This window comes from Zemynaea arenosa (assembly GCF_004614185.1).
GTDB lineage: Bacteria > Pseudomonadota > Gammaproteobacteria > Burkholderiales > Burkholderiaceae_D > Telluria > Telluria arenosa.
On record NZ_SPVF01000122.1, the window covers coordinates 1 to 19,757 of the forward strand.

General features: G+C 65.9%; 19 protein-coding genes and 1 tRNA gene. 18 read left to right on the plus strand and 2 right to left on the minus strand.

Going from position 1 to position 19,757, the window contains the following annotated elements; genetic code table 11:
- On the plus strand, positions 1–494 hold a 494-nt coding region (locus tag E4L96_RS23630), incomplete at its 5' end, for a DUF1444 domain-containing protein (RefSeq protein WP_502654450.1).
- An 84-nt stretch (positions 495–578) separates the two neighbouring features.
- Here E4L96_RS23630 and E4L96_RS09025 read toward each other — a convergent pair.
- Positions 579–4,706 (minus strand): CheR family methyltransferase, encoded by a 4,128-nt coding sequence (locus E4L96_RS09025; protein ID WP_135206885.1) that lies wholly within the window; start codon positions 4,704–4,706, stop codon positions 579–581.
- A 267-nt stretch (positions 4,707–4,973) separates the two neighbouring features.
- On the opposite strand from E4L96_RS09025, the gene E4L96_RS09030 reads away from it, so the two are divergent.
- Positions 4,974–5,741, plus strand: a complete 768-nt coding sequence (locus E4L96_RS09030; RefSeq protein ID WP_135206886.1) for a GIN domain-containing protein — start codon at positions 4,974–4,976, stop codon at positions 5,739–5,741.
- A gap of 71 nt (positions 5,742–5,812) precedes the next feature.
- The gene (locus E4L96_RS09035) at positions 5,813–6,424 is read left to right on the plus strand and encodes a tetratricopeptide repeat protein (protein ID WP_135206887.1); all 612 of its coding nucleotides are present in this window, start codon (positions 5,813–5,815) and stop codon (positions 6,422–6,424) included.
- A gap of 45 nt (positions 6,425–6,469) precedes the next feature.
- On the opposite strand, the gene E4L96_RS09040 is transcribed toward E4L96_RS09035, so the two are convergent.
- Complete coding sequence (locus tag E4L96_RS09040) at positions 6,470–7,318, minus strand: NIPSNAP family protein (RefSeq protein ID WP_135206888.1); 849 nt, start codon at positions 7,316–7,318, stop codon at positions 6,470–6,472.
- Between the two features lie 240 nt (positions 7,319–7,558).
- Between E4L96_RS09040 and E4L96_RS09045 the strand changes: the two genes are divergently transcribed.
- From E4L96_RS09045 to nuoK, 15 genes are all read left to right on the plus strand, one after another.
- Positions 7,559–8,536: an NAD(P)H-quinone oxidoreductase gene (locus E4L96_RS09045; RefSeq protein ID WP_135206889.1), complete on the plus strand. Its 978-nt coding sequence runs from the start codon at positions 7,559–7,561 to the stop codon at positions 8,534–8,536.
- A 101-nt stretch (positions 8,537–8,637) separates the two neighbouring features.
- Positions 8,638–9,387, plus strand: a complete 750-nt coding sequence (gene tpiA / locus E4L96_RS09050) for a triose-phosphate isomerase (protein ID WP_135206890.1) — start codon at positions 8,638–8,640, stop codon at positions 9,385–9,387.
- Between the two features lie 71 nt (positions 9,388–9,458).
- Complete coding sequence (secG, locus tag E4L96_RS09055) at positions 9,459–9,932, plus strand: preprotein translocase subunit SecG (protein WP_135206891.1); 474 nt, start codon at positions 9,459–9,461, stop codon at positions 9,930–9,932.
- A gap of 180 nt (positions 9,933–10,112) precedes the next feature.
- Positions 10,113–10,197: transfer RNA gene (locus tag E4L96_RS09060), tRNA-Leu, on the plus strand.
- A 151-nt stretch (positions 10,198–10,348) separates the two neighbouring features.
- Positions 10,349–10,708: an NADH-quinone oxidoreductase subunit A gene (locus tag E4L96_RS09065; RefSeq protein ID WP_135206892.1), complete on the plus strand. Its 360-nt coding sequence runs from the start codon at positions 10,349–10,351 to the stop codon at positions 10,706–10,708.
- Positions 10,709–10,711: 3 nt separating this feature from the next.
- On the plus strand, positions 10,712–11,188 hold the full coding sequence (locus E4L96_RS09070) for a NuoB/complex I 20 kDa subunit family protein (RefSeq protein WP_135206893.1): 477 nt from the start codon (positions 10,712–10,714) through the stop codon (positions 11,186–11,188).
- Between the two features lie 5 nt (positions 11,189–11,193).
- Positions 11,194–11,790: an NADH-quinone oxidoreductase subunit C gene (locus tag E4L96_RS09075; RefSeq protein WP_135206894.1), complete on the plus strand. Its 597-nt coding sequence runs from the start codon at positions 11,194–11,196 to the stop codon at positions 11,788–11,790.
- Positions 11,790–13,043 carry an NADH-quinone oxidoreductase subunit D gene (locus E4L96_RS09080; RefSeq protein ID WP_135206895.1) on the plus strand — a complete coding sequence of 418 codons (1,254 nt, stop codon included), beginning with the start codon at positions 11,790–11,792 and terminating at the stop codon, positions 13,041–13,043. The genes E4L96_RS09075 and E4L96_RS09080 overlap by 1 nt, the downstream gene beginning before the upstream one ends.
- A 22-nt stretch (positions 13,044–13,065) precedes the next feature.
- Positions 13,066–13,545 carry an NADH-quinone oxidoreductase subunit NuoE gene (gene nuoE / locus E4L96_RS09085; protein WP_135206896.1) on the plus strand — a complete coding sequence of 160 codons (480 nt, stop codon included), beginning with the start codon at positions 13,066–13,068 and terminating at the stop codon, positions 13,543–13,545.
- On the plus strand, positions 13,542–14,837 hold the full coding sequence (gene nuoF, locus E4L96_RS09090) for an NADH-quinone oxidoreductase subunit NuoF (protein ID WP_135206897.1): 1,296 nt from the start codon (positions 13,542–13,544) through the stop codon (positions 14,835–14,837). Before nuoE ends, nuoF begins: the two co-directional genes overlap by 4 nt.
- A 17-nt stretch (positions 14,838–14,854) precedes the next feature.
- On the plus strand, positions 14,855–17,191 hold the full coding sequence (nuoG, locus tag E4L96_RS09095) for an NADH-quinone oxidoreductase subunit NuoG (protein WP_135206898.1): 2,337 nt from the start codon (positions 14,855–14,857) through the stop codon (positions 17,189–17,191).
- On the plus strand, positions 17,192–18,277 hold the full coding sequence (gene nuoH / locus E4L96_RS09100) for an NADH-quinone oxidoreductase subunit NuoH (RefSeq protein ID WP_135206899.1): 1,086 nt from the start codon (positions 17,192–17,194) through the stop codon (positions 18,275–18,277). It begins immediately after the preceding gene.
- Between the two features lie 15 nt (positions 18,278–18,292).
- Positions 18,293–18,781, plus strand: a complete 489-nt coding sequence (gene nuoI / locus E4L96_RS09105) for an NADH-quinone oxidoreductase subunit NuoI (protein WP_135206900.1) — start codon at positions 18,293–18,295, stop codon at positions 18,779–18,781.
- A gap of 11 nt (positions 18,782–18,792) precedes the next feature.
- Positions 18,793–19,446, plus strand: coding sequence for an NADH-quinone oxidoreductase subunit J (locus tag E4L96_RS09110; RefSeq protein WP_135206901.1), 654 nt, complete (start codon positions 18,793–18,795; stop codon positions 19,444–19,446).
- Positions 19,443–19,751 (plus strand): NADH-quinone oxidoreductase subunit NuoK, encoded by a 309-nt coding sequence (gene nuoK / locus E4L96_RS09115; RefSeq protein WP_135206902.1) that lies wholly within the window; start codon positions 19,443–19,445, stop codon positions 19,749–19,751. The genes E4L96_RS09110 and nuoK overlap by 4 nt, the downstream gene beginning before the upstream one ends.
- Positions 19,752–19,757 lie beyond the last annotated feature (6 nt).

A 19,757-nucleotide genomic window follows, 5' to 3' on the forward strand; every position in this document is an offset into this window, starting at 1 on the left:
GGGCCGACGCGGCAGCCCTGCCGGCGCGGGCCCTGGCCACCGGGCTATATGAACTGGCAGTGCTCGATACGCCGCGCGCCGTGCGCACCTTGAGCGCGCGCGACCTGTCGGCCCTGGGCCTGTCGGAAGAAGAAGCCTTCGCGCTCGGCCGCGCCAACACGGCGGCCGCGCTGCCGCCGCTGTCGCAGGTGGCGCAGCCCGCAGGACAGGGGGAGGTCGGCAGTGTCGGCGGCTCGCTGTTCGAAGTGGGGCGCGTGGCCCTGCACGGGCAGTGGTCCGCGCTGGCGGCGGCCCAGCATGGGGAACTGGTGATCGCGATGCCGACCACCGATCTGGTGCTGTACGTGTCCGACACCTCGCCCGATACCATCGAATCGCTGCGCGACCTGGCCGGCACCGTGGCCGCGCAGTCGCCCAACCCGCTGGCCCCGCGCGAGCTGTTGCGCTGGAGCGCCTCCGGCTGGCAAACCGTCGGCCCGTCCCACAACCGCTGATTTCTTCGAGCCGCCCCTGTCACCGCGCATGGGCGTGCACCGCGGCGGCCCGGTCGCCCGTGGGACACGGGACGGCCGCGGCGCCTATTCCGCGCCCGGCCGCGGCGGCAAGGTGCGAATCGCCTCCGCCAGCCGCTCGACCGACACCGGTTTGCCCAGGAAAGCGGCGAACCCTGCCGCGCGCGCATGCTCCACGTCCTGCGGCCGCACCATGCCCGACACGGCGATGGCCGGCAATTGTCCATGCTGGGCCACTGCGTGCACCTGTTCGATGAACGCATAGCCATCCATCCCGGGCATCGCGAGGTCGGAGATCAGCAGATCCATGGGTTCGCGTGCCAGCAGTTCCAGCGCCTGCTGCGGGCCGTCGGCCGTGAACACCGTGGCGCCCTCCATCTCCAGCAGCGAGCGGAACACCCACAGGACGTCATCGGTGTCGTCCACCAGCAGAATGCGCTTGCCCGCGACGGCGGCCCTCAGGTCTTCCCCGACCGCCTCGGCCGGGAGCGGGTCCTGGCCCTCCGTCAGCGGGAGCCACAGCGAGATGCGAGTCCCGTAGCCCGTCCCCGCCGAGTGCGCCTCCACGCGGCCGCCGAGCAGCACCACGATCTGCTTGACCAGGGCCAGGCCGATGCCCAGGCCCGGTTTCAGCTGCGCCAGAGAGGTGGGACCCTGGCCGAACATGTCGAACACGCGGGGGAGATAGTCGGGCGCGATGCCGGTGCCGGTGTCGCAGACATCCAGGCGGGCCATCTCGTTCTCCTGCGCCAGCCGCAGCGTGACGGTGCCGCCGGCGGGCGTGAACTTGATGGCATTGCCGAGCAGGTTCATGAGAATCTGTTCCAGCCGCACCGGATCGGCCCGCACCATCATGCCAGCGCCGGCCGGCAGCACGAGGTCGATCGTCAGGCTGCTGCTGCCCGGGTCCGCGCGCAAGCCGTCGATGATGCTCTCGGCCAGCGGAATCAGCGGGACGGGGGCGATTTCGAGATGCAGCTTGCCCGTGGCAATGCGCGACAGGTCCAGCAGGTCTTCGATCAGGCGGTGCTGCGTGCGCAGCGCGTTGCGGATCGCGTCCAGCGCCTTGGCGGCCAGCGGCGACTGGCGTACGCCTGGTGCACGGTGGAGCAGCTCCAGGTTGATCTGCGCCAGGTTGAGCGGGTGCCGCAATTCGTGCGACACCGTGGCCAGCAATTCCTCCTGGGCCGCGGTGCCCTCCGGGTTCGCCTGGTGCCGGCTGTCCACCGTCGGCCCGTCGCCTGCCGCGCGGTCGCGCGCGATCTTGGCGTAGCCGCTCAGCTCGCCGTTCCGGATCAGGGGATTCGTTACGCCGCTGCAGAACACCCGCGCGCCGTCGCGGCGCAGGTGCCAGCGTTCGTCCTCCGAACGCCCGTCGGCGCGCGCGCGGCGCAGCTCGTCTTCGGGCGCGCCGCTGGCCAGGTCCTCCGGCGTGAAGATGGCGCCGATCGGCCGGCCCACGATGTCCTGTTCGACATAGCCGAAGATGCGCTCGGCGCCCTTGTTCCAGCTGGTCACCTGGCCTTGCAGGTCGAGCGTGATGATGGCGAAGTCGCGCGTGCTGTCGGCCACCAGCCGCATGCGCTCTTCGCTGGCGCGCACGCGCTCTTCGGCTTCGCGGCGGCGCGTGATGTCGAAGAAGGTCATCACCGCGCCTTCGATCTTGTCCTCCGTGGTGCGGTAGGGCAGCAGGCGCACGATGTAGTGGCCGCCGTCGTTGTGGCGGACCTCGCGCTCGACCGGACGCAGGGTGTCGAAGGCGGTCTCCACATCCTCGGCCAGCTGGTCGTAGTCCAGGCGGTGGGTGATGTCCAGCAGCGACCGTCCGATGTCGCCCGGGATCATGCTGAAAATGTCGGTGGCGCGCGGGGTGAAGCGCTTGATGCGCATGGCACTGTCGACGAACACGGTGGCGATGTCGGTCGAGGCGATCAGGTTGTTCAGGTCGTCGTTGGCCTTGCCCGTCTCCTCGACCTTGACCTTCAGTTCGTAGTTGACCGTGACCAGTTCCTCGTTCACCGACTGCAGCTCTTCCTTGCTGGTTTCCAGCTCTTCGGTGGCCGAGCGCAGCTCCTCGTTGATCGCCTGCAGCTCCTCGTTGGACGCGCGCAGTTCCTCGGTCGAGACCTCGGCCTGTTCGATGGTTTCCTGCAACTGGTCCTTGGTGCGCAGCAGTTCGGCTTCCAGCAGAGTGACCGCCGAATCCTGCCCATCGACGTAGGACCGGGTCGAGTCGGGCGGCGTGCGGTTGGGCTGCTCTTCGAAGCTGATCAGGTAGTAATCCTGCTCAGTCTTGTCCTCGCGGAAGCGGCGGACCCGCACCTGGACCAGCACATCGACGTCGGCGCGGGTCAGGTGCACGCTGCGCGAATCGACGTTATTGCCACTTTGCTGGCACTGGTAGAGCGCGGCGCGCAGTTCGATCCGCAGTTCGGGGATCACCAGCGTCAGCACGTTGCGCGAGGGTTCGCCGCCGGGCATGCGCAGGAAGCGCGCCGCCTGTTCCGACATGTACACGACGCTGGAGTCGCGGTCGACCACCACGCTGGGGGCTGCGGTCATGACCAGGCCCCGTTCGTGCAGCTCGGCGTAGCTGGCCGGCCGCGGTGTGGCGACGGGCAGGGGAGGCTGGTCGGCCACGCGCGGCATGCGGACCGGCGCGACAGGCGGGCTGAAGCGCATCAGGCGGCTCAGCGGGCGAGCCCGGTAAATTCGGTGCTTCTTGTCCAGCGGCGTGAAGAAACTGCCGGCCGCTTCCGCGGATTCCGAGCCGCCCAGGAACAGGATGCCGCCCGGACGCAGGGCGAAGTGGAACATCTCCAGGACGCGCAGTTGGACATCCCGGTTCAGGTAGATCAGCAGATTGCGGCAGCTGATCAGGTCCAGCTTGGAAAAAGGCGGATCGCGCAGGATGTTGTGCGTCGCGAACAGGATGCGGTCGCGCACTGCCTTGCGGATGCGGTAGCGCTGGTCCTCGCGGGTGAAGAACTGGCGCAGGCGGGAAGGCGGCACGTCGGCCACGATCGAGGCCGGGTAGAGCCCGGCGCGCGCAGTGGCGATTGCCTGCTCGTCGATGTCCGAGGCGAACACCTGGACCGAGGGGGGATCGGACAGTGTTCCGGCAAAATCGGCCAGCAGCATCGCGACCGAATACGCTTCCTCCCCGGTGGCGCAGGCCGCCGACCAGGCGCGCACTTCGTCGCCGCGGGCCTTGTCGCGAAACAGCTCGGGGATGTAGTCGCGCTCCAGGGCGTCGAAACTCTCGCGGTCGCGGAAGAAGTTGGTCACGCCGATCAGCATGTCGTTCAGCAGCGCCTGGTGCTCGCCCGGGTCCTGCAGCAGCAGATCCCGGTATTGCGGCAGGCTGGACAGGCCGCGCACCTGCAGGCGCCGTTCGATCCGGCGCAGCACCGTGGCGCGCTTGTAATGCCGGAAGTCGTGGCCGGTGGAGGCGGCCAGCATGCCCAGGATGTTCTGAAGCGCGTCCTCGGCTTCCAGCGCCGCACTGGCCGGGGGATGGGCCAGCGGCAGGACCTCGCCGTCGCCCAGCGCGGGCAGTTCGATGCGGCGGGCGTTCTCCGCCAGCTCCAGCAGCTTTTGCGGAATGTCCATGGCGGGCAGGACGAAGTCGACCATGCCGGTGCCGATCGCGGCGCTCGGCATGCCGTCGTATTCGGCGTCGCTGGGGGCCTGGACCACGGTCACGCCGCCTTGCTCCTTGATGCGGGCCAGCCCCACCGCACCATCGGCGCCGGTCCCGGACAGGACCACGGCGATCGCCCGTTCGCGGTGCACGTCCGCCAGCGTCCGGAAGAACACATCGATGGCCACGTGCTGCCCGCGTGGGCGGTCCATCGGCGCGATGTGCAGGTAGTTGTCATTCATCGACAGCTGCACGTTGGGCGCAATGATGTACACATGGCCGCGCTCGATCGGCGTGCTGGCGCTGACCTGCTCGACCGGCATGCGCGTATAGCGCTGCAGGACCGCGTCCGCCGTACTCTGGTGCTTGGGCGACAGATGCAGGATGATGACGATGGCGAGGTCGTCGCGGGCGGGCATGTTCTCGAACAGCCGTATGAGGGCCGGTAGTCCGCCAGCCGAGGCGCCGATGCCGACCACCGGAAAATCCAGGCTGCTGCGGATCAGTGCGGGTTCATTCAGCGGGAGCGACGGCGTGGGAGGGAGGGTCATGGCGACTCTTGTCTGGACTGAAAGATCATTTTAGTGCATAGACCATGGACGAGAACGGACAAATTCTCGGGGGGATAAGCGAAATCGATTGCGTGCACAAGCCTGCAGCCTGTCCAGCGACACGCCCGTTTGCAGGCCGATTCGTGCAGTTCATCGCAATCCGCTCGGCGGGAGGGCGGCGCGCCGGTACAGTGCTGACATCGGCCGCCATGGTGCGGTGGTCCCCAACTCTGGTACTGTATCGCCAGTTTCGTTTCAGGAGTGTGCATGAACAAGTTCTTCCAGTATGGCTTCGGCCTGATGGCCTTCGTGGCGGTGCAGGGCGGCGCGGTCGCGGCCGACCCGGTGGTGACGGAATCCCGCCCGGTCGATGCCCGGGTGCAGCGGGTGCACCTGGACGGCGTGGTGAGCCTGCAGCTGCGCCAAGGCGCCACCCCCAGCCTGACGCTGAACGGGGAGCGGCGCTACCTCGATAAAACCTCCGTCAGCCAGAGTGGCGACACGCTGACGATCGAAACCAATTTCAGCGAGCACGGGCATATCAATGCCAAGACCATCCGCGCCGAGCTGGTCCTGCCGCAGTTGCGCGAAGTGGTGTCCGACACGGTCGGATCGACCGAAGTGCGCGGATTCTCCGGGGACGAGTTGGTGGTCGGCCTGGAAGGCGCGGGTTCGGTCAAGGTCAACTGCAATTACAAGGTGGTCAACGCCAACCTCGGCGGGGTGGGCAGCATGAACATCGCTGGCGGTGACGGCACCGGGATCAACCTGGACCTGCACGGGGCCGGCTCCGTCAACCTGGCCGGGCGCGGCAAGTGGCTGAAAGCGAACCTGAACGGCCTGGGCAGCATCGATGCCCAGCAGTTCGAGGTGGACAGCGTCGATGTCGACCTGTCCGGCCTGGGCAACGCCACGGTGCACGCCAGGCAAAGCGCCAGCCTGAGCCTGTCCGGCCTGGGTTCGGTGACTGTGTACGGCAAGCCGCTGAACCGCAAGGTCAGCGTGGACGGATTGGGCAAGGTCAGCTGGAAGTAACCCCCCCCACACGCACGCGGCAGGACCGCGGGAACGAAGAAGAAAACGTAGAACGACGTTCACAACGAGACATGAGAAAACTATTGATTGCGATTGCGGTCGCATTCAGCTTGCAGTCGGGCGCGCACGCCGGGCTGGCCGAGGGGGCCAGTGCCTACAACGCGAAGAACTACGCGCTCGCGCTGAAGGAGATCGCGCCGCTGGCCCAGGCCGGCAATGCTGACGCCCAGCACTTGCTGGGCTTGATGTATTACATGGGGCGCGGCGTCAAGCGCGACTACAAGCAGGCCTTTGAATGGCACCGCAAGGCGGCGCTGCAGGGCAAGGCCGATGCCGAGTACGTCATCGCGGCCATGTACTACCAGGGCAACGCGGTGCCGCAGGATCACCGGCAGGCGGTGTACTGGTTCCGCAAGGCGGCCGAGCAGGGCCATGCGCAGGCCCAGCACGCGCTGGGGCTGATGTACAAGTACCACCAGGCTGGCGTGCCGCAGGACTATGTGCTGGCCTACATGCTGTGGAACCTGTCGGCGGCGGGCGGCAACATGAACGCCGTCGAGCAGCGCGCCGCGCTCAGCAAGCAGATGACACAGGAGCAGATCGAGGAAGGGCAGGCCCTGTCCTCGGCCTGGAAGCCGGGCACGCCGCTGCCGACGGCGTCCCGCACGGGCGCCAGCGGCTGACGCGCGCCGGCGCCCCCCAGAACATTGGCCGGGGCAGCGGCTGGCTCAGCGCAGCTGGGAGCGCGCCGTCGGGGTCAGCATCAGCACCTCCGGCGGGCGCTGCAGCTGCTTGCGCAGGCGGGCGAACAGCTCGCCGCGCCAGCGGGTATCTTCGCCCAGCTGCGCGCGGTAGCTGTCATACGCGGCCCGGTTCGCAAAGCGCGCGAACCACACATACACATTCACATCCTCCCGCACCGGCAGGCGCTCGAAGGTGTTGCGGCTCTTGTCGGTCACCAGCCGGGCCAGCACCTGTGCGCCATGGCGCTCGAACAGCGGCATCAGCTCGCGGTCGAAGAATTCGGTGAACTCCGCCGCCACGGGCTGGGCGAAGGAATACACCTGCGCCACCACGAAGCTGTCCGGCGCTGCCGTCGCGCCTGGCGGTGCGCGGCGCGCCGGATCGTAGGCGAATCCCGATCCCGGCGCGGCCGGGTGCAGCAGCAGCACGTCGTCGTTGTCGTACAGCGTGGCATTGGCCGCATTGCGGTTGGCCTGCCAGACCGGGCTGCCCAGGTAGAAGTCCGTCAGCGCCTTCCTGCGCGCTTCCATGTCGCTGAAGCCGCGCACCCAGGTGAAGTGGTCCGGCTCGTTCAGGTCGCGGAACTGGGCGATCACGCGGATGCCCAGCGCCTCCTGCGATTCAATAAAGCGGTCCTCGAACAGCCGCACCAGCGTGTCGCGCGTGCCGGGATAGGTCACGTACCGGCGCAGTTCCACGATGGCGCAACAGTTGGCGGAGGCAGGCGGTGCCGCGGAGGTGGACGCGGAGGCCGATGCGGCCAGCGCTTGCGGGGCGGCGCCAAGGCCTGCCGCAAGAGCGAGGGCAGGGAAGGCGAAACGGATGATGCTCATATGGTCTCCTGGGTGACGGTGCAAGTGGTGTGCCCGGAGACTATAAGCGGGGGTTTGGCCCACGCAGTAGAGCCACCGCACAGTGTTTGCTGGGGCCACTGGCGGCTGCGGTACGCGCTGCCGCGCGCCTCCGTCAGCGCGCTGGTGGCCGCCGGCTCGCCGGTGGCGCCGGCGTGGCGGACAACGCGATTCGAGCCGTTCGGTACAATCCCCGCCAGGCCAACCAACATCAAGAACACCATGCGCGCCATTGAAATCACCGCCCCAGGCGGGCCGGAGGTCCTGCAGCCTTGCGCCCGGACGATCCCGATCATCAAGGAGGGCGAAGTCCTCATCAAGGTGCAGGCCGCCGGGATCAACCGGCCGGACGTCTTGCAGCGCAAGGGCCTGTACCCGGTCCCGCCGGGTGCGTCGGATCTGCCGGGGCTGGAGGTGGCGGGCGAGATCGTCGACGGCGACCTCGATGGCAGCGAGTTCCAGAAAGGCGACCTGGTCTGCGCGCTGGTGCAGGGTGGCGGCTATGCGGAGTACTGCGCGGCGCCGCTGGCGCAGTGCCTGCCGGTGCCGGTCGGAATGCCGGTGCTGGAAGCCGCGGCGCTGCCGGAAACCTTCTTCACCGTCTGGACCAATGTGTTCGACCGCGCCCGCCTGGCCCCGGGCGAGACCCTGCTGGTGCAGGGCGGCACCTCCGGCATCGGCGTTACCGCGATCCAGATCGCGGCCGCCCTGGGCCACCGCGTGTTCGCCACCGCGGGCAGCGACGACAAGGCCCGCGCCTGCGAGCAGCTGGGCGCCGAGCGCGGCATCAACTACCGGACCGAGGACTTCACCTCGGTGGTCAAGCAGCTGACCGAAGGGAAGGGCGTGGACGTGGTGCTGGACATGGTCTCCGGCGACTACCTGCAGCGCGAGCTCGACTGCCTGGCCGACGACGGCCGCATCGCCACCATCGCCACCCTTGGCGGCAGCAAAGCCACCATCGACATGGGCCAGGTGCTGCGCCGCCGACTGGCCATCAGCGGCTCGACCCTGCGCCCGCGTCCGGTCGCGTTCAAGGCGGCCATCGCCGCCAGCCTGCGGGCGCAGGTGTGGCCGCTGATCGAAGCCGGCCGCATCCGCCCTGTGATCCACCAGGTGTTCCCGCTGGAGGAGGCCGCCGCCGCGCACGCGCTGATGGAATCGAGCACCCACATCGGGAAAATTGTGTTGCAGATTTAGTCGGCCAAGCCAATTTCTTGCACGAATCGCAACGCCTTGTTTGACCCTCGCGATGCGGCGCGGGTACAATGCCGGGTTATTTGCTCTCGCAAAGCCTGCTCATGCGCCGAAAACTCGTCGTTGGTAACTGGAAGATGAATGGCAGCCTGGCCTCGAACGCCTCGCTGCTGTCTGGCATCGTGGCCGGTTACGATGGCAGCGGCGCCGAGGCGGCGGTGTGTCCGCCGGCTCCTTACCTGGCCCAGTGCCAGCAGGCGCTGCAAGGCAGTGCGGTCAGCTGGGGCGCGCAGGATGTGTCGCGCCACCTGTCCGGCGCCTTCACCGGCGAGATCTCGGCGACGATGCTGAAGGACTTCGGCTGCCGCTGGGTCATCCTCGGCCACTGCGAGCGCCGCGGCAACCACGGCGAATCGAACCAGCTCGTGGCGGACAAGACCGTCGCCGCCCTGAACGCCGGCCTGACCCCGATCGTGTGCGTCGGCGAATCGCTGGCCCAGCGCGAAGCAGGCCAGACCGACGCCCATTGCAGCGCCCAGCTCGGCGCCGTGCTCGATGCCCTGGAGCCGGAGCAGCTGGAACACATCGTGGTCGCCTACGAGCCGATCTGGGCGATCGGTACCGGCGTCACCGCGACCCCGGAGATGGCCCAGGCCGTGCACGCCCGCCTGCGCATGCAGCTGAAGGAAAAGCATGCCCAGCACGGCGCCCAGGTGCGCATCCTGTACGGCGGCAGCATGAAGCCGGACAATGCCGCCGAGCTGATGGCCCAGCCGGACATCGACGGCGGCCTGATCGGTGGCGCATCGCTGAAGGCGCCCGACTTCCTGGCGATTATCGCCGCCGGCGCATAAAGACGGCCGCGCGCGCTTGAGATTCTGATTTTCGACTTTATTTTCACCCTCACTTTCGAACTGGAATTGCAATGAACATGGTGTTCAATCTGATCGTCCTGCTGCAGGTTATTTCGGCGCTGGCCATTATCGGCCTGGTGCTGCTGCAGCACGGCAAAGGCGCTGACATGGGCGCGGCCTTCGGCTCGGGCGCATCGGGCAGCCTGTTCGGCGCCTCCGGCTCGTCCAACTTCCTGTCCAAGTCGACGGCGGTGGCGGCGGTGGTGTTCTTTGCCTGCACCCTGGCCCTGTCGTACATGGGCACCCAGCAGCGCACCGTGGCCCCGACCGGCGGCGGTCTGATGGAGCAGCAGAAGAGCCAGCAGATCCCGGCGGCCCCGGCCGCACCGGCTCCGGCTCAGGGCCAGATCCCGGCCGCCCCGGCGGGCACCCCGAACGGCCCGGTGGTCGGCACCGTGGTCCCGGCGCAGACCGCGGCCACCCCGCCGGCCGGCGTGACCACCGCCCCTGCCCCGGCGCAGCAGGGCAATACGATCCCGAAATAAGCGGGGCACGGCAGCGGCCGATTCGGTCCCGAATCCGGCCGTTGTTGGGAATGTCAATGTTTCATCGAATATTGACGCAAGCGCAGCAAAAAAAGCCGTAAAAAGACTGCGATAACCTTGAGCGGGCACAAATTCTGCATTGGCAAAGTATGCTCCTCAGGTTAAAATAGCGGTCTCTTAGCCGACGTGGTGAAATTGGTAGACACGCTATCTTGAGGGGGTAGTGGCGCAAGCTGTGCGAGTTCGAGTCTCGCCGTCGGCACCAGAAATTCAAGGGCCAGCAAGGGCAGTGCCTGAGCTGGCTTTTTTACGAGGATCAGCCGTTCGATCCTGGTGGTAGGCCACAAGCCAGGTTTGCGCGGTTGGCGCTGCTCCATGCGGCGCATGTTTTAACCGACCAACCTGGGCTCATCACCGTGAACCTCGAGAATTACTTCCCCGTTCTGCTTTTCATCCTCGTCGGCCTCGGCGTCGGCGTCCTGCCCCAGGTCCTGGGTTTCATCCTGGCCCCGCACAAGCCGGACTCCCAAAAGCTGTCCCCGTACGAGTGCGGCTTCGAAGCGTTCGAAGACGCGCGCATGAAGTTCGACGTGCGCTACTACCTCGTCGCCATCCTGTTTATTTTGTTTGACCTCGAAACGGCATTCTTCTTCCCATGGGGCGTCTCCATGCGTGAGCTGGGCTGGTCCGCTTACGTGACCATGATGGTGTTCATCGCCGAATTCGTGGTCGGTTTTTGGTACATCTGGAAGAAAGGTGCCCTTGATTGGGAATGAGCCATGTCTATTGAAGGCGTTTTGAACGAAGGTTTCATCACCACCACAGCCGACAAGCTGATCAACTGGGCCCGCACCGGATCGCTGCATCCGATGACCTTTGGCCTGGCCTGCTGCGCGGTCGAGATGATGCACGCGGGCGCGGCCCGCTACGACCTGGAGCGCTTTGGCTTCATGTTCCGTCCGTCCCCGCGCCAGTCCGACGTGATGATCGTGGCCGGCACCCTCTGCAACAAGATGGCGCCCGCACTGCGCAAGGTCTACGACCAGATGCCGGAACCGCGCTGGGTGATCTCGATGGGCTCCTGCGCCAACGGCGGCGGCTACTACCACTACTCGTACTCGGTGGTGCGCGGCTGCGACCGCATCGTGCCGGTCGACGTCTACGTGCCGGGCTGCCCGCCGACCGCGGAAGCGCTCCTGTACGGCATCCTGCAGCTGCAAAGCAAGATCAAGCGCACCTCCACCATCGCCCGCTAAGCACCATGACGACCGCGAAAATTCAACAACTGCAAAGCTCGCTCGCATCCGTGCTGGGCGAGCGCGCCGCCGTCACCGTGGCGCTGGGCGAAGTCACCATCGTGGTGAAGGCCGCCGACTACCTGGCCGTGATGCAAACCCTGCGCGACGACCCGGCCCTCAAGTTCGAGGAACTGATCGACCTGTGCGGCGTGGACTACCAGAGCTACGGCGAAGGCACCTATGACGGCCCGCGTTTCGCCGCCGTCTCGCACCTGCTGTCCGTGACCCACAACTGGCGCCTGCGCGTGCGCGTGTTCGCGCCGGACGACGACATGCCGGTGATCGCCTCGGTGGTGCCCATCTGGCGCGCCGCCAACTGGTACGAGCGCGAAGCGTTCGACCTGTACGGCATCCTGTTCGAAGGCCACAACGACCTGCGCCGCATCTTGACCGACTACGGCTTCATCGGCCACCCGTTCCGCAAGGACTTCCCGATCTCCGGCTACGTCGAAATGCGCTACGACCCCGAGCAGAAGCGCGTGATCTACCAACCCGTGACGATCGAACCGCGCGAGATCATCCCGCGCGTGATCCGCGAAGAAAACTACGGGACGAAATAATGGCTGAGATTAAGAACTACACCCTGAACTTTGGCCCGCAGCACCCGGCCGCGCACGGCGTGCTGCGCCTGGTGCTGGAGCTGGACGGCGAAGTCGTGCAGCGGGCCGACCCGCACATCGGCCTGCTGCACCGCGCGACCGAGAAGCTGGCCGAGACCCGCACCTACCTGCAGTCCGTCCCGTACATGGACCGTCTCGACTACGTGTCGATGATGGCCAACGAGCACGCCTACGTGATGGCGATCGAGAAGCTGCTGGACATCCAGGTGCCCGAGCGCGCGCTGTGGATCCGCACCATGTTCGACGAGATCACGCGCCTGCTGAACCACCTGATGTGGATGGGCGCGCACGCGCTGGACATCGGCGCCATGGGCCCGTTCCTGTACGCCTTCCGCGACCGCGAGGATCTGTTCGACGTGTACGAGGCGGTGTCGGGCGCGCGCATGCACGCGGCCTACTACCGCCCGGGCGGCGTCTACCGCGACCTGCCGGACGCGATGCCGCAGTACAAGGCCTCGCTGATCCGCAACGAGAAGGAACTGGCCAAGCGCAACGAAGACCGCCAGGGCTCGGTGCTGGACTTCATCGGCGACTTCACCAAGCGCTTCGACGGCTACGTGGACGAGTACGAGACCCTGCTGACCGACAACCGCATCTGGAAGCAGCGCACCGTCGGCATCGGCGTGGTGTCGCCGGAAGATGCGCTGGCGATGGGCTTCACCGGCGCCATGCTGCGCGGCTCGGGCATCGCCTGGGACCTGCGCAAGAAGCAGCCGTACGCGGCCTACGACAAGGTGGAGTTCGACATCCCGGTCGGCGTCAACGGCGACTCGTATGACCGCTACCTGGTCCGCATCGAAGAGATGCGCCAGTCCAACCGCATCATCAAGCAGTGCGTGGCCTGGCTGCAGGCAAACCCGGGCCCGGTGATGACCAGCAACCGCAAGGTCGCCCCGCCGTCGCGCGTGGACATGAAGACCAACATGGAATCGCTGATCCACCACTTCAAGCTGTTCACCGAAGGCTTCCACGTCCCGCCGGGCGAGGCGTACAGCGCGGTCGAGCACCCGAAGGGCGAGTTCGGCATCTACATCGTGTCCGATGGCGCCAACAAGCCCTACCGCCTGAAGATCCGCGCCCCCGGCTTCGCGCACCTGCAGAGCCTGGACGAGATGGCCCGCGGCCACATGATCGCCGACGTGGTCACCATCATCGGCACCCAGGACATCGTGTTCGGCGAGATCGACCGTTAAAAGGTTTAGTACAAGGCACATCATGCTGTTATCTGAAGACGCATACAAGAAAATCGACCGCGAGCTGGCCAAGTACCCGGCCGACCAGCGCCAGTCGGCCGTGATGGCCGCGCTGGCCATCGCCCAGGACGAGAAGGGCTGGCTGGCGCCGGAAACGATGGAAGACATCGCCAACTACATCGGCATGCCGCCGATCGCCGTCCAGGAAGTGGCCACGTTCTACAACATGTACAACGTCAAGCCGGTCGGCAAGCACAAGATCTCGGTCTGCACCAACCTGCCGTGCGCCCTGTCCGGCGGCGAGCGCGTGGGCGACTACCTCAAGCGCAAGCTGAACGTGGACTACCGCGGCACCACCGAAGACGGCCAGTTCACCCTGGTCGAAGGCGAATGCATGGGTGCGTGCGGCGACGCGCCGGTCCTGCTCGTCAATAACAAGCGCATGTGCTCGTTCATGACCGAACAGAAGCTGGACGCGCTGGTGGAGGAACTCAAGAAATGACCAGTCTGCACGACCGTCACATCAAACCCCTGATCCTGGCTGGCCTGACCGGCGACAACTGGCACCTCCAGGATTACATCAACCGCGGCGGCTATTCGGCCCTGCGCCGCATCCTGGAAGAGAAGATTCCGCCCGAGCAGATCATCGCCGAGCTGAAGACCTCGTCCCTGCGCGGCCGCGGCGGCGCCGGCTTCCCGACCGGTCTCAAATGGTCGTTCATGCCGCGCCAGTACCCGGGCCAGAAATACCTCGTCTGCAACACCGACGAAGGCGAGCCGGGCACCTTCAAGGACCGCGACATCATCCGCTACAACCCGCACGCGCTGATCGAAGGCATGGCCATCGGCGCCTACGCGATGGGCATCACCGTCGGCTACAACTACATCCACGGCGAGATCTTCGCGGACTACCTGCGCTTTGAAGAGGCGCTGGAAGAGGCGCGCGCCGGCGGCTGGCTGGGCGACAACATCCTCGGTTCGGGCTTCTCGTTCCAGCTGCACGCCCACCACGGCTACGGCGCCTACATCTGCGGCGAAGAAACCGCGCTGCTGGAATCGCTGGAAGGCAAGAAGGGCCAGCCGCGCTTCAAGCCGCCGTTCCCGGCCTCGTTCGGCCTGTACGGCAAGCCGACCACCATCAACAACACCGAGACCTTCGCGGCGGTGCCGTTCGTCCTCAACATGGGCGGCGAAGCCTACGCGGCGCTCGGCAAGCCGAACAACGGCGGCACCAAGATCTTCTCGATCTCGGGCGACGTCGAGCGTCCGGGCAACTACGAAGTCCCGCTGGGCACCCCGTTCGCCAAGCTGATGGAGCTAGCCGGCGGCATGCGCGGCGGTAAGAAGATCAAGGCCGTGATCCCGGGCGGCTCGTCGGCACCGGTGGTGCGCGGCGAAGTCATGATGGACACCGACCTGGATTACGACTCGATCGCCAAGGCCGGCTCCATGCTCGGTTCCGGCGCCGTGATCGTCATGGACGAGACCCGCTGCATGGTCAAGTCGCTGCTGCGCCTCTCGTACTTCTACTACGAAGAGTCGTGCGGCCAGTGCACCCCGTGCCGCGAAGGCACCGGCTGGCTGTACCGCATGGTCCACCGCATCGAGCACGGCCAGGGCCGTCCGGAAGACCTCGACGTCCTGAACTCGGTCGCCGGCAACATCAAGGGCCGCACCATCTGCGCACTGGGCGACGCTGCCGCCATGCCGGTGGAAGCCATGATCAAGAACTTCCGCGACGAATTCGCCTATCACATCGAGCACAAGCACTGCCTCGTGCCCGCATACATTTAAGAAGCCAGAGAACTCTCATGGTTGAAATTGAAATTGACGGTAAGAAGGTTGAGGTCGCGCCTGGTTCCATGGTGATGGACGCGGCCAACAAGCTTGGTACCTACATCCCGCACTTCTGCTATCACAAGAAGCTGTCGATCGCGGCCAACTGCCGCATGTGCCTGGTGGAAGTCGAGAAGGCACCGAAGCCGCTGCCCGCCTGCGCGACCCCGGTCTCGGCCGGCATGATCGTGAAGACCGCCTCGGACCGCGCGGTCCAGGCGCAGCGCTCGGTGATGGAATTCCTGCTGATTAACCACCCGCTGGATTGCCCGATCTGCGACCAGGCCGGCGAATGCCAGCTGCAGGATCTGGCGGTCGGCTACGGCAACGGCCAGTCGCGCTACGAAGAAGAAAAGCGCGTGGTGGCCCCGAAGGACGCCGGCCCGCTGATCTCGATGGAAGAGATGACCCGCTGCATCCAGTGCACCCGCTGCGTGCGCTTCGGCCAGGAAGTGGCCGGCGTGATGGAGTTTGGCATGCTGGGCCGCGGCGAGCATTCGGAGATCACCACCTTCGTCGGCAAGACTGTCGATTCCGAAGTGTCGGGCAATATGATCGACCTGTGCCCGGTTGGCGCGCTGACCTCGAAGCCGTTCCGCTACACCGCACGCGCCTGGGAACTGGGCCGCCGCAAGTCGGTGTCGCCGCACGATTCGCTCGGCTCGAACCTGATCGTCCAGGTCAAGGGTGGCCACGTGATGCGCGTGCTGCCGCTGGAGAACGAAGACATCAACGAATGCTGGATCTCGGACAAGGACCGCTTCTCGTACGAAGCCCTGTCCACCGACCAGCGCCTGACCCACCCGATGATCAAGCAGGGCGGGGCATGGCAGCAGACCGACTGGCAGACCGCCCTCGAATACGTGGCCCACGGCCTGCGTAACATCCGCCACGAGCATGGCGCGGATTCGATCGCGATCGCCGCCACCGGCCACTCGACCACCGAAGAACTGTACCTCCTGAAGAAGATCGCTTCGGGCGTCGGTTCGGAGAACATCGACTTCCGCCTGCGCCAGACCGACTTTGCGCTGGATGGCACGGTGGTGCCGTCGCTGGGCATGAACATCGCCGAAGTCCCGGGCCTCAAGCGCCTGCTGGTGATCGGCTCCAACCTGCGCAAGGACCATCCGCTGCTGTCGACCCGCGTGCGCGCCGCCGTCAAGGCAGGCTGCAAGCTGACCACCATCGGCTCGACCGCGGACAACCTGCTGATGTCGACCGCTGCCCGTATCGTGGCTGCGCCGTCGGACTGGCTGGCTGCTTTGAGCGAAGTGGTGGCAGGCGTGGCCGCCGCCAAGGGCGTGGCCGCACCGGCTGGTTTTGAAAGCGTGCAGGCATCGGACAAGGCGAAAGCGCTGGCCGCGGCCCTGAACGGCGAGGGTGGGGCGGTCTGGCTGGGTAACGCCGTGACGCACCATCCGCAGTTCGCGCAGATCGCTGCGGCCGCGCAGTGGATCGCCGAGCAGACCGGCGCCAAGTTCGGCTACACCGTGGAAGCCGCGAACACCGTCGGCGGCTACATCGTCGGCGCGACCTCGAACAAGGGCAACCTGTTCGCGCAGCGCGCCGGCGAGCAGAAAAAAGCCTACGTCCTGTTCAACGCCGAGCCGGAACTGGATGCGGCCAATCCGCAGCAGGCCCGCGCCGCGCTGGACGCCGCCGAAATGGTGGTGGTGCTGTCCGCATTCGCGCACGGCGCCGACTACGCCGACGTGATGCTGCCGATCGCTCCGTTCTCGGAGACCTCCGGCACCTTCATCAACTGCGAAGGCCGCGTGCAGTCCTTCAACGGCACCTGCAAGCCGCTGGGCGATGCGCGTCCGGGCTGGAAAGTCCTGCGCGTGCTGGGCAACCTGCTCACGCTCGATGGCTTCAACTACGAGACCTCCGAGCAGATTCGCGATGAAGCCCTCGGCGCCGGCACGGCGTCGGTTCAATCGAAGCTGAACAACATCGGCCGCACCGCGCCACAAGCCGCGTCGTACGCCAATGCGGGTTCGCTGCAGCGCTACGCCGAAGTCCCGATCTACTTCGCGGACGCCATCGCCCGCCGCTCCGAGCCGCTGCTGCGCACCGCCGACGGCCAGCCGCCGGTGGCCGCCATGGCTCCGGCCCTGGCCGAGCACCTGGGCGTGCGGGCCGGCGACGACGTCAAGGTCACGCAGGGCACCGGCTTTGCGATCCTCCCGGCGGCGATCGACGCGGCCCTCCCGGCCAACGTCGTGCGCGTGCCGGCCGCCCACCCGAACGTCTCGACTCTGGGCGACATGTTCGGCGAAGTCCAAGTTGAAAAAGCAGGGGAGAGCAAGTAAATGGCTGCGCCAGAATTCATCAACACCCTGACGACCAACGGGTCGGCGCTGCTGGGGCCCACGCTGTGGGCCTTCGTGTGGACGCTCCTGAAGATCGTGATCGTCGTGCTGCCGCTGATGGGCTGCGTGGCGTACCTGACGCTGTGGGAGCGCCGCCTGCTGGGCTGGATCCAGATCCGCGTGGGCCCGAACCGCGTGGGTCCGAACGGCTTGCTGCAGCCGATCGCCGACGCGCTCAAGTTCATGTTCAAGGAGATCATTCTCCCGGCGCGCTCGGACAAGTTCCTGTTCTTCCTCGGTCCGATCATGACCATCATGCCGGCGCTGGCCGCATGGTGCGTGGTGCCCTTCGGCCCGCAGGCAGCCCTGGCCAACGTCAACGCCGGCCTGCTGCTGCTGATGGCGATCACCTCGATCGAGGTGTATGGCCTGATCATCGCCGGCTGGTCGTCGAACTCCAAGTACTCGCTGATGGGCGCCATGCGCGCGTCCGCGCAAATGGTGTCGTACGAGATCGCGATGGGCTTCTGCCTGGTGATCGTGCTGATGGTCTCGTCCTCGCTGAACTTCAGCGACATCGTCCTCGGCCAGCAGGTCGGCTGGGCCGCGTCGCACGGCCTGAACATCTTCTCGTGGAACTGGCTGCCGCTGCTGCCGGTGTTCGTGGTCTACCTGGTGTCCGGCCTCGCCGAGTGCAACCGCCACCCGTTCGACGTGGTGGAAGGCGAGTCCGAGATCGTCGGTGGTCACATGGTGGAATACTCCGGCATGTCGTACGCGATGTTCTTCCTGGCCGAATACGCCAACATGATCCTGATCGGCGTGCTCGGTTCCGTCATGTTCCTGGGCGGCTGGAGCGCCCCGCTGGCGATCCTCGAATTCGGTGGCGCGTTCGGTGGCTTCTTCTGGCTGTTCCTGAAGGCCTTCCTGATCGTGACCCTGTTCATCTGGACCCGTACCACCTTCCCGCGCTACCGCTATGACCAGATCATGCGCCTGGGCTGGAAAGTGTTCATTCCGCTGACGCTGGTCTACCTGGTGTTTGTCGCCACCTGGATGCAGACCCCGTGGAATATTTGGAAGTAAGAGAGCGCACACAGAATGACTAAGGTAAAAGACTTTTTCCAGAGCTTCATGCTCACGGAGCTGTTCAAGGGCATGGCCCTGACCGGCCGCTACATGTTCGCTCGCAAGATCACGGTGCAGTTCCCGGAAGAGAAAACGCCGCTGTCGCCGCGCTTCCGCGGCCTGCACGCGCTGCGCCGCTACCCCAACGGGGAAGAGCGCTGCATCGCCTGTAAGCTGTGCGAAGCGGTGTGCCCGGCGATGGCGATCACCATCGAGTCCGAGCAGCGTGAAGACGGTTCGCGCCGCACCACGCGCTACGACATCGACCTGACCAAGTGCATCTTCTGCGGCTTCTGCGAAGAGAGCTGCCCGGTCGATTCGATCGTCGAGACCAACACGCTGGAATACCACGGCGAGAAGCGCGGTGACCTGTACTACACCAAGGAGATGCTCCTGGCCGTGGGTGACCGCTACGAACAACAGATCGCCGCCGACCGCGCGGCCGACGCCAAGTACCGCTGACCGAGGCGCCCATGGATTTTCAAACCGTTCTTTTCTACGTGTTCGCCGCAGTGATGGTCCTGGCCTCGCTGCGCGTGGTCACGGCCCGTAACCCGGTGCACGCTGCGCTGTTCCTGGTGCTGGCGTTCTTCAACGCCGCCGGCATCTGGATGCTGCTCAAGGCCGAGTTCCTGGCCATCGTGCTGGTGCTCGTGTATGTGGGCGCCGTGATGGTGCTGTTCCTGTTCGTCGTGATGATGTTGGACATCAACCTCGACAAGCTGCGCGAAGGCTTCTGGAGCTACCTGCCGGTGGCCTCCGTGGTCGGCGCGGTGATCGTCCTGGAAATGGCTGCCGTGCTGTGGAAGTCGTTCCTGTCGTTCGACGGTGCGGCGGCCAATGCGGCCAACGCCGTGAACATCGGCGGCACCAAGGAGCTCGGGCGCCTGATCTACACCCAGTACATCTATGGCTTCGAAGTCGCGGCCGTGATCCTGCTGGTGGCGATCATCGCCGCCGTCGCGCTGACCATGCGCAAGCGCAAGGACACCAAGTTCATCGACCCGGCCGACGCCGTCAAGGTCAAGGCGCGCGACCGCGTGCGCATCGTGAAGATGGACGCCGTCAAGGAAGCCCCTGCAATCGTTGAAGCGGTGACGACCGCCGCACCTAAGGAGGCGCAATGACTCTCTCCCTGGCCCACTACCTGGTTCTGGGCGCCATCCTGTTCGCGATTTCGATCGTCGGCATTTTCCTGAACCGCAAGAACGTCATCATCCTGCTGATGGCCATCGAATTGATGCTGCTGGCAGTGAACCTGAACTTCATCGCCTTCTCGCACTACCTGGGCGACGCGGCGGGGCAGATCTTCGTCTTCTTCATCCTCACCGTGGCCGCCGCTGAATCGGCGATCGGCCTGGCGATCCTGGTGGTCCTGTTCCGCAATCTGGACACGATCAACGTTGAAGACCTGGACAGCCTCAAAGGCTAATCACAT